At 67.4% G+C, this 14,041-nt stretch carries 11 protein-coding genes, 1 rRNA gene and 3 pseudogenes; 1 reads left to right on the top strand and 14 read right to left on the bottom strand.

All coding sequences use genetic code 11. From position 1 onward, the window contains the following. Window positions 1-14: 14 nt before the first annotated feature. The 10 genes and pseudogenes from ACM9NP_RS01180 to ACM9NP_RS01225 form a co-directional block, all read right to left on the bottom strand. Window positions 15-420: pseudogene (locus tag ACM9NP_RS01180) on the bottom strand (hypothetical protein); the annotation flags it as partial. 1 nt (window position 421) lies between these two features. Continuing rightward, window positions 422-1,622: pseudogene (murJ, locus tag ACM9NP_RS01185) on the bottom strand (murein biosynthesis integral membrane protein MurJ); the annotation flags it as partial. A gap of 38 nt (window positions 1,623-1,660) precedes the next feature. After that, entirely contained in the window at window positions 1,661-2,461 is an 801-nt protein-coding gene (locus tag ACM9NP_RS01190; RefSeq protein ID WP_415644667.1) for a hypothetical protein, read from the bottom strand. 128 nt (window positions 2,462-2,589) lie between these two features. Further along, window positions 2,590-3,507, bottom strand: a complete 918-nt coding sequence (locus ACM9NP_RS01195) for a copper transporter (protein ID WP_415644647.1) — start codon at window positions 3,505-3,507, stop codon at window positions 2,590-2,592. Then, entirely contained in the window at window positions 3,504-4,700 is a 1,197-nt protein-coding gene (gene steA, locus ACM9NP_RS01200; RefSeq protein WP_415644648.1) for a putative cytokinetic ring protein SteA, read from the bottom strand. The genes ACM9NP_RS01195 and steA overlap by 4 nt, the downstream gene beginning before the upstream one ends. A 223-nt stretch (window positions 4,701-4,923) precedes the next feature. Continuing rightward, a complete protein-coding gene (recN, locus tag ACM9NP_RS01205) occupies window positions 4,924-6,675 on the bottom strand; it encodes a DNA repair protein RecN (protein ID WP_415644649.1) in 1,752 nt (583 codons plus the stop codon). Window positions 6,676-6,975: 300 nt separating this feature from the next. Further along, window positions 6,976-7,944 carry an NAD kinase gene (locus ACM9NP_RS01210; protein WP_415644650.1) on the bottom strand — a complete coding sequence of 323 codons (969 nt, stop codon included), beginning with the start codon at window positions 7,942-7,944 and terminating at the stop codon, window positions 6,976-6,978. After that, window positions 7,877-8,707: a TlyA family RNA methyltransferase gene (locus ACM9NP_RS01215; protein WP_415644651.1), complete on the bottom strand. Its 831-nt coding sequence runs from the start codon at window positions 8,705-8,707 to the stop codon at window positions 7,877-7,879. Before ACM9NP_RS01215 ends, ACM9NP_RS01210 begins: the two co-directional genes overlap by 68 nt. Before the next feature lie 15 nt (window positions 8,708-8,722). Then, window positions 8,723-8,920 carry a hypothetical protein gene (locus tag ACM9NP_RS01220; RefSeq protein ID WP_415644652.1) on the bottom strand — a complete coding sequence of 66 codons (198 nt, stop codon included), beginning with the start codon at window positions 8,918-8,920 and terminating at the stop codon, window positions 8,723-8,725. Next, the gene (locus ACM9NP_RS01225; protein WP_415644653.1) at window positions 8,917-9,375 is read right to left on the bottom strand and encodes a hypothetical protein; all 459 of its coding nucleotides are present in this window, start codon (window positions 9,373-9,375) and stop codon (window positions 8,917-8,919) included. Before ACM9NP_RS01225 ends, ACM9NP_RS01220 begins: the two co-directional genes overlap by 4 nt. Window positions 9,376-9,485: 110 nt before the next feature. Here ACM9NP_RS01225 and ACM9NP_RS01230 point away from each other — a divergent pair, with 110 nt between their 5' ends. Continuing rightward, entirely contained in the window at window positions 9,486-9,824 is a 339-nt protein-coding gene (locus tag ACM9NP_RS01230) for an SCP2 sterol-binding domain-containing protein (RefSeq protein WP_415644654.1), read from the top strand. A 33-nt stretch (window positions 9,825-9,857) separates the two neighbouring features. On the opposite strand, the gene ACM9NP_RS01235 is transcribed toward ACM9NP_RS01230, so the two are convergent. From ACM9NP_RS01235 to rrf, 4 genes and pseudogenes are all read right to left on the bottom strand, one after another. After that, window positions 9,858-10,940 carry an HAD-IIA family hydrolase gene (locus ACM9NP_RS01235; RefSeq protein ID WP_415644655.1) on the bottom strand — a complete coding sequence of 361 codons (1,083 nt, stop codon included), beginning with the start codon at window positions 10,938-10,940 and terminating at the stop codon, window positions 9,858-9,860. 575 nt (window positions 10,941-11,515) lie between these two features. After that, window positions 11,516-12,370, bottom strand: coding sequence for a tetratricopeptide repeat protein (locus ACM9NP_RS01240; protein WP_415644656.1), 855 nt, complete (start codon window positions 12,368-12,370; stop codon window positions 11,516-11,518). Continuing rightward, a pseudogene (locus ACM9NP_RS01245) lies at window positions 12,283-12,984 on the bottom strand (hypothetical protein); the annotation flags it as partial. The gene ACM9NP_RS01240 and the pseudogene ACM9NP_RS01245, both read right to left, overlap by 88 nt. Window positions 12,985-13,788: 804 nt before the next feature. Further along, window positions 13,789-13,905 (bottom strand): 5S ribosomal RNA (rrf, locus tag ACM9NP_RS01250). Between the last annotated feature and the right edge of the window lie 136 nt (window positions 13,906-14,041).

A 14,041-nucleotide genomic window follows, 5' to 3' on the forward strand; every position in this document is an offset into this window, starting at 1 on the left:
TCCGATGCCACTCGTCACCGTCGTATTCGAGTCCACAAAGTACGTACTAGTCGGCGGGCTTCGCGGCCGTCACCGATCACCGCGACGACGGCGAACACGATCAAGATGACGACGCCTCCCGCCACGGTCGCGATCACGAAGTCGAACAGCGACGCCCGCTCGTCCCACCACCGCGTCACCCACCAGCCCGCGCCCGCCGAAACCGCGGCGGCGATCAGGCCTACCATGCCTGAGCGCAGGGTACCCGCCAGCGCGACACGTCCGACACGGCGCACCACTGTCAACAACAGCAGCGCTCCGAGCACCGTCATACCGACGGTGTGCCCGGTCGCGACCGCGAACGCCCGGTCCTCAATCGGAAGCGACTGACTGAACACAATGGAAGCAATGTAGACGACGGCCCAGCCTCCGGCCGTCGCCNCGGCGGCGGCCGCCGCCGCCCCGGCCGCGTACAACGCCCGCGTCAGCAACGCGAACAGCGCGAAACCGACGAGACCGGGGGCGAGCATGACGATCGTCTCCGTCAACGTCCGCGCGACCTCGTCGACCGGGACCTCGCCCTTGTTGCCAATCTCCTTGAACACGTTCGCCAACGGCCGCGCCAGACCCGCCAGTGCCGCGGCACCGAGCATCGACAGCAACAGCAACACCCGCGTGGTCTTCGCCAAGGTCTCCGCGTAGCGGTCCCGGTCCCCGATTCCGTACGCTTCGGCGAGCTCCGGGTACGCCGACGTCGCCAACGGCACCGCCAACACACCCCACGGCAGCATGAACAACGTCTGCGCGAGCGTGAAGATCGCGACGGTGCCGACCGGCCCGCCGTTGGTCAGGTTCAGGATCAACAGCAGCGCGAGCTGCCACGCCCCGGTCGTGACGGCCCCGGCGATCGCCAAGGACCGCACCTGTCTGCTGACCTCGGCACCTCCGAACCGCAACGTCGGGCGGTACCGGAAGCCGACCTTCCGCAATGGAATGAGCAGACACAGCGACATGACGACCGTCGCCGCCGTCGTCCCGATCGACAGGATCAGCTCGTATCGCAGCGGCATGTTCGCGGCGGACAACCCGGGCGGGGCCAGGACCGCGTACGCCGTGTACGCGATGATGACGGTCACGCTCGACAGCAGTGGCGCGATCGCGGGCCACGCGAATCGGCGGTGCGCCTGCAGGATCCCCGTCAGGACGATGCCGACGCCGTACAGCGGCAGCTGCGGGGCGAAGACCGCGATCATGCGGGCGCCCATCTCGAGCTCCGCTGGATCGGTGCCGCCGCCCGCCAGCAGCGTCATGATCGGCCGGGCCAGGAACGCCACCACCGCGCCCATCGGGGTGAGGACGAGCAGCGTCCACGTCAGGAGGCCGGAGGCGGTCCGGTTGACGACGTCCGGTTCGTGTCGCGCCAGGGGCGCCGCCAGCAACGGGATCACGAGGCTGGCGAGCGCCCCGCCCGCGACGATCTCGTACAGGATGTTCGGTACCCGGCTGGCCGTGTTGTAGACGTCCAGGACCTGCCCGATGCCGACCGCCCAGGTCAGGACGAGGATCCGGCCGAACCCGACGATCCGGGACACCGCCGTCAGCGACGCGATGACCGTCGCGCCGCGACCGACCTGGCCAGCCATCGACGAGACCGTCGTGTCAGCGGCTTGTCGGTCGCCGCTCACCGGTTGGGCGACTTCCGGCCGAACTCGTCGAGGTGCCGCAGCACCGGCGTGTCGGCGATGACCTGGGTGAAGCTGACCTTCTCGCTCGTCAGGGTGAGCGCGGTGATTCCGGCGAGCAGCGCTCCCCGCACCACCGGGCCGCTGCGCGCCGCGAGGGACAGGCCCATGAGCGCGCCGAGCGCGTTCGCCCCGCAGTCACCCAACATCGTCTCCTCGCTGAGGTCCTCGGGAAGCAACGCGCTCGCCGCGCCCATCGTCCCGAGGGCGATGCGGCCCGACGCGTCATCGCGGCCAGACAGGGGGCCGGTGACGGCGGTGGCGACCTTCAGCGCCCGGCCGGGACGCAGGTCGAACAGGTTCATGAGGTTGGCCATGCCCGCGATGACGCCCGCTCCGAGCATCGTGTGGGTGACGCGGCCGATCTTGCCGCCGCGGACCTCACGACCTCCGTCGGCGTCGATGAGCGCCGCGGCGGCGAGGCCGGACAGGCCCGCTCCGAGGACCTTCAGGGCGCCGCTGGTGACGCGTCCCTCGGTGAGCGCCAGCAGGTGCCCTCGCAGGCCTTTCGCGGTGTGCTCGGGCCGGGCGCCGACGACGTCGTCATACAGCCCGACGGCGCCGGAGCCGAGGCCCGCGATCGCGGCGGCGGCGGCCTCGGACGGACGTCGCGCCCCGATGACCGCGCCGGTCGTCGCGCCGATCGCGGCGGCGGGGCCCTCCTTGAGACTCACGATGCCGCCGTGATGGTTCCGTCGCTCCAACGTGGACGCTGCGGAGGTCGAGCTGATGGCCTTCATGGCGGCCCGGGCCGCCACCGCGCCCGCGCCGACGATCAGCAGCTTGCGGGCGTTGCGAGACAGGAAACCCACATCTGGCTCCAATGTGTATGTGTGGTCAGGGTGTCGGGGGGCGCCAGGTCGGCGCGTCAGGGTTGCGGAACGAGGGAGGTCGCCTCATCGCCCGTGCCGTAGTGCCCGGCGTCGCCGCCGATGCGCTCGACGAGCGCCAGCACGGTCGCGAGCTGACCTTCCGGCCGCGACACGTTGTCCACCGTGGATAGTTTGGTGGTGAGGTCGGGGTCGGCGATCACGGTCACGACGGGGTTGCCCTCACCGACGGTGGTCGGCGCCGCGAGGACGGTCGGACCGGCGAGCGCGAACTGGTCGGCGAAGGTGACGACGTTGGCGTTCTTCTCGGGCGCGGTCGCGTCCGAGAAGGGCTTGCCGGCGACGATGACGACGGCCGTGGCGGTCTTCGTCGGGATCGCTTCATAACTGACCAGTTGCAGTTCCGCCAGGGCCGTCAGGAGCGCCTTGCGGTCGTTCGTGGTGATCTCGGCGTCGTTCTCGAGGAGCACGGCCGCGAGCAGACCCGCGACCGACTCGGCGCCGTTGGCGTTGTTCGGCGGTTCGACGTCGGGGGGCGTGGTCTCCTTGACGACGTCGAGGAGCGGCCCGGAGTTGGCGGGGTCGGCGAAACCTTCGAGGAAGTTGAGCTGCCCCGTGACGGACGCCTTGCTGTAGCCGAGCATCTTGACGACCGATTCGACGTCGGCGGGATCGGCCGAACCGATCGACAGCACGAGCACCCGCTCGTCCTCCAAGGTGTTGGCGAGCGCGGCGGGGGCGATCTGGCTGGCGAGTTCGGGGTCCGTCGAGGCGTCCTCCTCGAGTTGGACGACTTCGTCGCGCAGGGCCTGATTGTCGGCCCGCAGGGAGCTCACCGTGTCCGACAACGCGTCGACGGTGGGGCCGTTCAGCGCGGCCGTGCCGAGGATCAGCCCGATCGCCAACGCCAGGAACACGGCCGTCACCGACACGATGTGATAGCGGAAATTAATCAAGAAAATAGCCTCTGAATCTGGAAGATCAACCCGTCCCACCAGTCGGCGACGACTTCGAGGAACGCTTGACCGACTGTCGACACCCCAATCGCGGCCGCCATCGCCGCGACTGCCGACAACACCAACAGAACCATGGCGGAGACGGGGACGTTCTGCTTGTAGAGCCGGGAGACGCCCTTCGCGTCGACGAGTTTCCCACCGACCCGCAACCGGGTCAGGAACGTCGACGCCATACCCGCCCGGCCTTTGTCGAGGAACTCGACGAGAGTCGCGTGCGTGCCCACCGCGACGATCATGGTCGCGCCCTTCTCGTCCGCCATGAGCATCGCGATGTCCTCGCTGGTCGCGGCGGCGGGGAAGGTCTTGGCGGGAACGCCGAGCTTCTCCACTCGGGGGAGGCCCGGTGCGCGCCCGTCCGAGTACGCGTGAACGACGATCTCCGCACCACACCGCAGCACGTCGTCGGACGCCGAATCCATGTCACCCACGATCATGTCGGGGGTGTATCCGGCCTCGACGAGCGCGTCCGCGCCGCCGTCGACACCGACGAGGACCGGCTTGAACTCGCGGATGTACGGCCGCAAGACCTCGAGGTCCTCTTTGTAGTCATAGCCGCGCACGACGATGAGGCAGTGGCGGCCGGCGAACTCGGTGTCGACGTCGGGGATGCCGACGCCGTCGAGCAGCAGTTCGCGTTCCCGCTTCAGGTACTCCATCGTGTTGGCGGCGAACGCCTCCAACTGCACCGACAGGCCCTCGCGGGCGTCGGCCATCGCCGCGGCCACCGATTCCGCGTCGTAACGCTGTCCGGACGCCACGAGCGTTTCACCCGAGTAGACGTCGCCGTCGACGATCCGAAGCTCGCTGCCCTCGCGAACCTCGTCGAAGATCTCCTCACCGACGTTGTCGATCACCGCGATTCCCGCGTTGACCAACACCTCCGGCCCCAGGTTCGGGTATCGACCCGAAATGGACGGTTTGGCGTTGACGACGGCCGCGACTTCGGCGGCCACCAGTGAGTCGGCGGCCACGCGGTCGATGTCCATGTGGTTGATGACGGCGATCTGACCGGGATTGATTCGCGCCGCGAGCCGTTTGGTGCGGCGATCCAGTTTCACGGTACCGACGATGGTGTCAGCGGCGACCTCGCGGTCACCCCTCCGACCCGGAAGGCGCAATGTAGGTAGACGCATCTTCTCAATCTTGACATTTGGTTCACGACAAACCGACGCGCGCCGCGCCGTGAATCGCCAACTCTTGTCTGGCTCTTGCGTTCTCGTCGACGATCACGCGGATCACATGACCCCCGAAACCGACCATAATGGCCAGTCAGCGTCGTGTCATGTCACTCGAAGGAGTGACGGCCTCGCGCTCGGATGCCGCCACATCCTCGCAATCGACGCCACCGTGTCGCCGTCAACGATTCTTACTCTTGGCCGCGACCGCCAGCAATTCCTCGGCGTGCGCGATCCCGAGGTGGCTGTCCGGCATTCCGGCAAGCATACGGGCCAACTCGCGAGCACGTTCAGCGTCCTCCACGCGGCGAATACCCGATACGGTCACCGCCCCCGCAGTGTCCTTGCTCACTACGAGATGTCGATCGGCGAACGCCGCGACCTGCGGCAGGTGCGTCACGACCAGGACCTGGTGCCGCGTCGCGAGCCGCGCGAGTCGACGACCGATCTCCACGGCCGCGGCCCCGCCGACACCTGCGTCGACCTCGTCGAACACGAGCGTGGGCGGCCCACCCGCACCGGCGAATACCGCCTCGATCGCCAACATGACCCGAGACAGCTCACCACCCGATGCTCCCTTTTGGATGGCTGTCGGGGACGCACCGGGGTGCGGACACAACTGCAGCTCGACCTCGTCGACACCGTCCAGCCCCGCGCCGTAATCGATCCCGTCGATGCTGACCGACGCCATCCCACGACCCGCGGGTCGTGGCGTCACCGCGGCGATCACGGACGCGTGCGGCATCGCCAACCCGGCGAGCTCCTCGGTCACGGCCGCACCGAAACGGCCGGCGGCCGACACGCGCGAACGCGACAGCTCGACGGCGGCCCGCGTGACTTCCTCGGTCAACCTGTCGCGCTCGGCCTCCAACGCCGCGATCGCCTCATCGGAGACATCGAGCGCCTCCAGCCGTGCCGAAGCGGTCGCGGCCCACGCGAGCACACCGTCGATGTCCTCGGCGTACTTGCGCGTGAGGCCCTTGAGCGCCGCACGACGCTCGAAGATCTGGGCGAGCCGATCAGGGTCGGCGTCGAGGGCGTCGAGGTAGCCCGACAGCTCCAGCGCGACGTCGTTGATGCTCGCGACGGCCGTTTCGAGCCGATCCGACAGCTCCCCCAACGTCCGGTCCGTCGCCGTCTGCGCGGCCAGGGCCCGATACGCCGTCCCGACGAGCGAAGCGGCGTCGGCTCCCCCACCGCCGTCCTCGTCACCACCGCTCAAGGCGCCATAGGCGGCCACGGCGGCACTCCGCAGGACCTCGGCGGACTCCAGACGCTTCGCCGCGTCCGCGAGCTCCGCGTCCTCACCGGGATTCGGGGCGACACGCTCGATCTCGGTGAGACCGAGTTTGAGAACGTCCGCCTCACGGGCGCGTTCGCGCGCGTTTGCCGTGCGATCGGCGAGCTCGGCGACGACGTCGATCCATTGTTGATACACCTCGCGGTACGCGGCGGCGATCTTGTCGTGATCGGGCCCCGCGTACCGATCGAGCGCGGCCCGCTGCTCGCCGGGCTGAACGAGACGCATCTGATCGGACTGTCCGTGCACGGACAGCACGTGCGCGCCGATGTCGGAGAGAAGCCCGACCGGAGCGGAGCGCCCGCCGACGTGGGCCCGCGAACGACCCTCGGCGGTCAGGGTGCGACTGATCAAAAGTTCACCACCGTCGATGTCCGCGCCCGCGTCGGTGACGCGCTGCCGCAGTTCCTCGGTGGCGGAGCCCACCGCCAACCGTCCCTCCACAATGGCTTTCTTTTCGCCGGGGCGAACACGGCCCGCGTCGGCTCGGCCACCGAACAGGAGCCCGAGACCCGCGACCACCATGGTCTTCCCGGCGCCGGTCTCACCGGTGATGACGGTCAATCCATCCGAAAGGGGCAGTGTGGCGTCCTCGATCACGCCAAGCCCGGTAATACGAAGCTCTTCCAGCACATTAAGAGACCCTAGTGGCAGGGTCCGATAGTTGCCACCGGCGCCGGGAACCGAAACCGGACACCGGGGCCGGAAACGGCCGCCCATCAGGGAAAGTCGTCGCACCACCACGTATCGGGGTCGCCGAACACCGTCCCGTCGCCCGCGGATGGACCGCGAACGAGCGACACTCCGACCCCACGCCCGACTAAATCCCGCTACCCAGCAGATCGGCTACGGCAACGTCAGAACGCCATCGACCGCGTTGCCGAGTGACACCCTGAACCATGCCTCGCACGACCTGAGACAACGGGACGACCTCTATGTGATGCGGTGCCCGCGCCACCCGTCGACGGGCAAAGCCAGCTTCGCGACCAGCCGATCGGTGAAAGGCCGCTGCGTCAACCGCATGACCCGCACGGGAAGCGCGCCTCGACGCAGGGTCACGGTCGCGCCGGGCGGCAACAGGAACGTACGACGACCGTCGCACGTCAAGACCGCCGGCGGCGCGTAAGGCTCCACAGTGATCGTCATAGTCGAGGTCGGGGCGACGACGAGCGGACGCGAGAACAACGCGTGCGCGCTGATCGGAACGAGCAGGAGCGCCTCGACACCCGGCCACACGACAGGTCCACCGGCCGACATCGCGTGCGCGGTCGAACCCGACGGCGTCGCGCACACGACACCGTCACAGCCGTACCGCGACAGTTTGCGTCCATCGATCTCGATGAGGACCTCCAGCATCCGCGCCGGTTGTCCCTTCTCGACCGTCGCCTCGTTGAGCGCCCAAGTGGACGCGACGACCAGTCCGTCGTGCTCCACGACCGCGTCGACCGTGAGCCGTTCCTCGACGTCGTAGTCACGCGCCGCCATCCGCTCGGCGATGGAATGCATGTCGGACAGTTCGACCTCGGCGAGGAAACCGACACGGCCGAGATTCACGCCCAACAGCGGAATCCCATGCGGTCGCGCCAACTCCGCCGCCCTCAGGAACGTACCGTCCCCACCGACCGCCACGACCGTCTCGACGCCGCGCGCGTCGTCGTCCGGCTCCAACGGAGACACCCCGGCCAGCCGCATCTCAGAAAGCTCATCGGCGAGCGCGAGTACCTCAAAACCGTTGCGGCGCAGACATTCGACGATGGTCGTCACTCGCTCCGCGATGTCCTCCCGGCCCGTGTGGGTGACGAGTAGGACACGACGGGAGGCGTCCTCGGTCGAGTCATTCACGGGCGTTCTCCTTCTTCGCGGACGGGTCACCGGCTTCCGCGACGATGCGACGGATCTCATCGTCACCGATCGGCTCGGCGCCCCGTTTCAACGCACAGAAGAACTCGACATTCCCGGATGGGCCCGGCAGCGGGCTGACGGCCACACCGACCGCGCCCCAACCGAGTCCTCGCGCGCTCGCCGCGACGTCGATGACGGCGTCGGCGCGGACGGCGACGTCCCGGACGACTCCACCGGACCCGACACGGTCCTTGCCGACCTCGAACTGTGGTTTGACCATCGGCACGATCACGCCGCCATCGCTGGTGCACGCCGTCAACGCCGGCAGGACGAGGGTGAGCGAGATGAATGACAGGTCGGCGACGGTCAGGTCGGCCGGGCCACCGATCGCCTCGGGGGTGAGGTGCCGGACGTTGGTCCTGTCGTGAACGACGACCCGGTCGTCGGTGCGCAGCGACCACGCCAACTGTCCATAGCCGACGTCCACGGCGACGACCTGCTTCGCTCCGGCACGCAGTAGAACGTCGGTGAAACCCCCGGTGGACGCACCGGCGTCGAGACAGCGGGCCCCCGCAGGGTCGACGCCGAGCGGCCGGAACGCCGCCAGGGCGCCGAGAAGCTTGTGGGCTCCACGAGACACGTAGTCGTCGGTGTCGCCGACGAGTCGAACAGGATCGGCCGGGTCGACCGTCGCCGCCGGTTTCGTCGCGACGAAACCCTTCACCAGAACGTGCCCCGCCGCGATCAGTTCCGCCGCGTGAGCCCGCGAACGCGCGAGGTTGCGCCGGACCAATTCGGCGTCCAACCGCCGTCGTGCCGCCATGATCGTCTTTCGTGGTCAGGCGTCGTCGACGGTCGACAACGCGTCGGCGAGTGCCTTCTGCACGGCCTCGAACACCTCGACGTGTTCGGGAGTCGCGAGATCTCCGAGAGTACGCAGCGGTTCGAGTGAAGCCGTGATCCGATCGGTCACTGCCGTCTCGTCGAATTCGTCGACTGTCGAGCGTTTGGCCAGATCAGATGGGGAGAAGCTCATGCCGTCTCGGGCTTCGTGGTCTTCTTGACGGTCTTCTTCGCCGCTTTCTTGACGGTCTTCTTCACCGTCTTCTTCGCGGCAGCCTTCTTCACCGTCTTCTTGACGGGCTGTTTCGTGGGAGCCTCGTCCGACTTCTCGGACTCTGCGGCTTTGGCCTTCGCCTGGCGGAGTTCACTTTCGAGCCGCTGAACACGAGCGGCGAGTTCGGCGACCTCGTCACCCGTCGCCAGCCCGACCTTGCCGAGAGCCCTGTCGAGTTCGAAACGGACGAGTTTCGCCAAGCCCTCCCGGTTGGCCATACCCGTTGTCACGAGTTCTTCCGCCATGCCCTGCAGGTCGGAGATCTTCGCTCCGCTCTGTTCGGCGATGGTCCGCACGACGTCCGCGGCTCTGCGCCGCGACGCCTCCGTCACACCCAACGCCAATTCAAGGTACTCGCGCCACGCGTCCTGCATCGTCGCCTCCATCCCAGGTTTCTCTGTGGTTACGCTACCTCTCGGGCGCCAAAGAACCGATACGGTACCGTGCCAACCGTTGGTTTCGTCCATCAGATGCGGAGATTCACATGGCAACCATCGAGGAATGCAGAACCGCCTTGAACGCGTTCGCCGCCAACATCGCGGAGAACAGCGCCAAGGTCCAGAAAAAGGTCAACTTCGACCGGAAACTGGCCTGTGACATCACGGATCTCGACGTGTCGTTCAACGGACGGTTCAAGGACGGCGCGCTCGTCGACATCGCCGACGGCGACGCTCCCGACGCCCAGATCCGCCTGACGACCACATCGGATGATCTGGTGGCATTTGTCGACGGGTCGCTCGACTTCGCGAAGGCGTTCGCGTCCGGTCGCGTCAAGGTCAAGGCGAACCTGATGGACTTGTTGAAGCTCAAGGGAATGATGTAGCGAACGGTCGGCCACACCGCCGACGTTCGGGTTTCAGTCTCCGACGAGCCCGAGCCCGCTCAACGCCGTCTTCGCCATCGCGTCGCCGGCGGTGAGAGTCGGTGTGGCCATGCCGTCGTCGGCCACGGCCCACGCGGCGACGGTGAGTGCCCGCAAAGCGTCCAAGTGGTCGGGCTCGAGGCTTCCCTGGGTTCCCGTGAGGGTCAACCCGGTTGGGGAACTCTCGACTCGCCAGTGCCCGCAACGCCACACGTGAACGCCGTCGGAGTCATCCTGCGACACGGGCGGGTGGGGCTCCGTCAGCGCGGTGAGGGACCAACCGAGGTAGTCGGGGCGGGCATCCGGGGGCAGATTCAGTACCGACGCGGGGGTGGCCGTTCCGCTCAGGACGAGAAGACTGGGCACGCGAACGGCACGCGCCGCGGCGATGTCGGTGTCGTGTCGATCGCCGACCGCGATGGGACGGATGCCGAGTGACTGGTCGATCGTCTGCTGGAACATGACCGGTTCGGGTTTTCCCGCCACCACGTCCGGGGCCCGACCGAGTGTTTCGACGACCGCCGCGACGAGGGTTCCGTTGCCCGGCAACGGACCGGTCGGTGACGGGATTGTCGAGTCGCGGTTCGTGACGGCCCACAACGCGCCGGCTCTGACCGCCGTCACAACACCGGACAGGTCACGCCAGGTCACGTCGGGCGAGATGCCTTGCGCCACCGCGACCGGGGCCGGGCCCCCGTCGATGGTGCGCACCGGAACCAGCCCGACCGCCTCGATTTCGTCAGCGAGGGCCGTGGTGCCGACGATGAGAACACGTCCGCCTTGGGGTATGCGCGTGGCGAGAGCGGCTGCGAGGGCTTGTGCAGAGGTTCGTACCTCGTCCGGGGACGCGTCGACTCCACGCGACGTCAGTAGCGCCGCGACCTGCTCGGCGGAGCGGGACGCGTTGTTGGTGATGAACCGCACCGTGCCACGACGGCGGAACTCGGCGACGGCTTCGTCCGCGCCGGGAATGAGCTCGCCCATCAGGTAAACCACGCCGTCGAGGTCGAGCAGCGCCAGGTCGAAAGCCTCGCTCAGGGGTATGGAACTGTCGGCCAGTCCGCGATGTTCGGTCACGCGTTCAGCCTATCGATCGCGGAGTTTCCGGCAGTCGGCGTCTCCGCAGGGCCTCTGCCCGGTTCGTCCGTGCCGGACACCCACGCCCCGCGCTCCGGGGCGCCGGCAAACGTCCGCAGCAGACGGTTCCGGGAACTCAAGCGCTCAATCCCCTGGACCCCTCGACGGGCGGTTGACGATACTCGGCGCCGACGAGGGCATCGCCGCCGTCCAGTGAGGTGCTCGACATGTCACGCCTCGAGTGGCAAAACTCTTAGGGCTGTGAGCCTTCCGCTGACGCACCGCCTGGCTGATCTACTACCCGAGCCATCCCGGTTCCGGATCGTGTCAAGGCGGTCGCAGCCCCCACCCTGATAGTCCACTTTAGTTTTTCCACAATGCCTCAGCCATCCACAACCCGCGGCGATCTAGCTTGACGTCCATTCACGACGACCAGCTAGGCTCGATACCAATGGGGCGGAGGTTGGAGGCCCCCGGGAACAGCGGGCACGACAGAGCGCCCCCGGTGAACAGCGGAAACACCGCCGCACCGAAGGCGCTCGTGGTCATACGTTCGAGCTAGCCGAGGGCCCGGTTCAGGACTCGTCCTCGGGTTCAGCCAACCACGACACTCCGTCCATTTCGAGCAGACGCTCGTTGGCGCCGAGTTCGTCGTCGGGGTCGGACTCCGACACCCGAGCGAACCACTCACGTGCCTCGTCCAAACGCCCCTCGGCCGCGAGAGCGTCCGCGTACGCGTAACGCAGTCGCTCGTGCCACGGCTCTTTCCCGCTCTCGAGTTCCGGCACCTGAAGCATTGCGACGCTCGCCGCGCCCTGACCGAGATCACGGCGGGCACCTGCGGCAACAATCAGCAACTCGACCCGAATCTCCGGTTCGAGATCGGCCGCGTCGCTAACTTCCCGGTATGCGTCGACAGCTCGCTCGGGGCGACCCAACGCGCGCTCGGCGTCCGCGATCACAGCGACGTGGCTCTTGGTGCCGGTGAGCCGCTGCGCGGTGCGGAGTTCGCTGATCGCGGTCTGCCACTCCTCGGAGTGATACGCCGCGACGCCGACCGCCTCCCTGACGACCGCGATGCGCGACGCCATCCGGCGCGCCACGAGAGCGTGCGCCAAGGCCTGCTTCGGGTCCACGTCGAGCAGCTGCCCGGCGGCGACCAGTCGAAGTCCGACCGCTTCGGCCAAACCCTTGGGGAGAGACCGAAGGCCGGCGCGGGTGTCGCGGTCCAAGTCGGCGTAGTCGACGTCGTCGGGCAACCTGATCTCGCCCCGGTCATTGACATCGTCGTCTTCGGAAACGTCATCGTGGTCACCGATCTCAGCCGCGACCTGCTCAGCCGTCATCGGAAGGTCGTCGTCCTCGGAATCGAGGTTGACGTCGTCGACGTCCAGAACTCGGTCGGCCTGGCCGACGGAGTCCACGGCCACGATCTCCGTGGCCTCGGCGGTAACGGTCTCGAGCTGGTCGACAGACGTAACGACCACGTCGAGGTCGTCGCTCTCGGTGCGAGGCGACTCGGCGACCGCCGCTTCACGATCGTGGCGACGATCGCGGTCTTCCCGGGCACCGCCACGGAAACCACCATCGCGCGGGCCACGGTCGTCACGACCACGGAAACCGCCCCTGTCACCGTCACGACGATCGTCCCGACGGAAACCACCATCGCGCGAACCGCGATCGTCACGACCCCTAAAGCCACCCTCACGCGGACCACGGTCATCACGACCACGGAACCCGCCCTCACGCGGACCACGGTCGTCACGACCACGGAACCCGCCCTCACGGGGGCCACGGTCGTCACGGCTCTTGAAGCCACCACGGTCATTGTCACGGCCGCCACGGAAACCACCATCACGCGGACCACGGTCATCACGGCCACGGAAGCCACCCTCACGAGGGCCACGGTCGTCACGACCACGGAAACCGCCACGGTCGTTATCCCGACGGAAGCCACCCTCACGAGGGCCGTCCTTGCGGAAACCACCACGGTCATTGTCGCGACGGAAGCCACCGTCACTACTGCCGCGGTCATCACGGCCNCNNAANCCNCCTTCGCGGGGGCCACGGTCATCACGGCCACGGAAACCGCCCTCACGGGGGCCACGGTCGTCACGGCTCTTGAAGCCACCACGGTCANTGTCACGGCCGCCACGGAAACCACCGCCGCCACCATCGCGCGAACCGCGATCGTCACGACCCCTAAAGCCACCTTCGCGGGGGCCACGGTCATCACGGCCACGGAAACCGCCACGGTCATTGTCACGGCGGAAACCACTGTCGCGGCCGCCACGATCATCATCGCGACCACGGAAGCCACCCTCACGAGGGCCGTCCTTGCGGAAACCACCACGGTCGCCTTCGCGACGGTCGTCGCGGCCGCGGAAACCACCGCGATCACGATCGTCACGGCCCTTGAAGCCACCACGGTCACTGTCACGGCCGCCACGGAAACCACCACGGTCGCCATCACGCGGGCCACGGTCATCACGACCACGGAAACCGCCACGGTCATTGCCGCCCCGATTGTCTGGTCGGTCGTCCTGTCGACGGTGTGAGCCGTTCTCATTTGGCTCCATGAACATTCATCCTCTCTCACCGTCGACTATCGACGGACCACTGTTGATTTCTCAAGCCCCACACAGTCAAAGGCCGACCATGATGGGTCGGCCTTCGCGAGCCTGTTGTGATATTGCCGCCCGGGGTAACCGGCGGATCCGCCGTTGAGGGGCCGTTGCCCCTGGCAGAAGGCCCAGTCTAGCCCATCGTCGGCTCGACGCCGAATCGGCTGGGCACACGAATGTGCAGGAGGCGGGGCCCGTGTGGGCTCCGCCTCCTGTGCGTTAGTGTGCGGCGGTGTCCTACTCTCCCACTCCCTGTCGGGGGCAGTACCATCGGCGCTGGAGGGCTTAACTTCCGGGTTCGGGATGGGACCGGGTGTTTCTCCTCCGCCATGACCACCGCAACGTCTGTATGAAACTGTGTACAGCCCTGCCACACGNTTGGTTGTGTGGTGGGTGTGTTGTTTCAGATTTGTATAGTGGGTGCTTTGTGCGCGTCTAATCGCGTCGTCTTTTTGTGGTGTTAAGTGATCGGCCTGT

This window comes from Stackebrandtia soli (assembly GCF_965137155.1).
Classification (GTDB): domain Bacteria; phylum Actinomycetota; class Actinomycetes; order Mycobacteriales; family Micromonosporaceae; genus Stackebrandtia; species Stackebrandtia soli.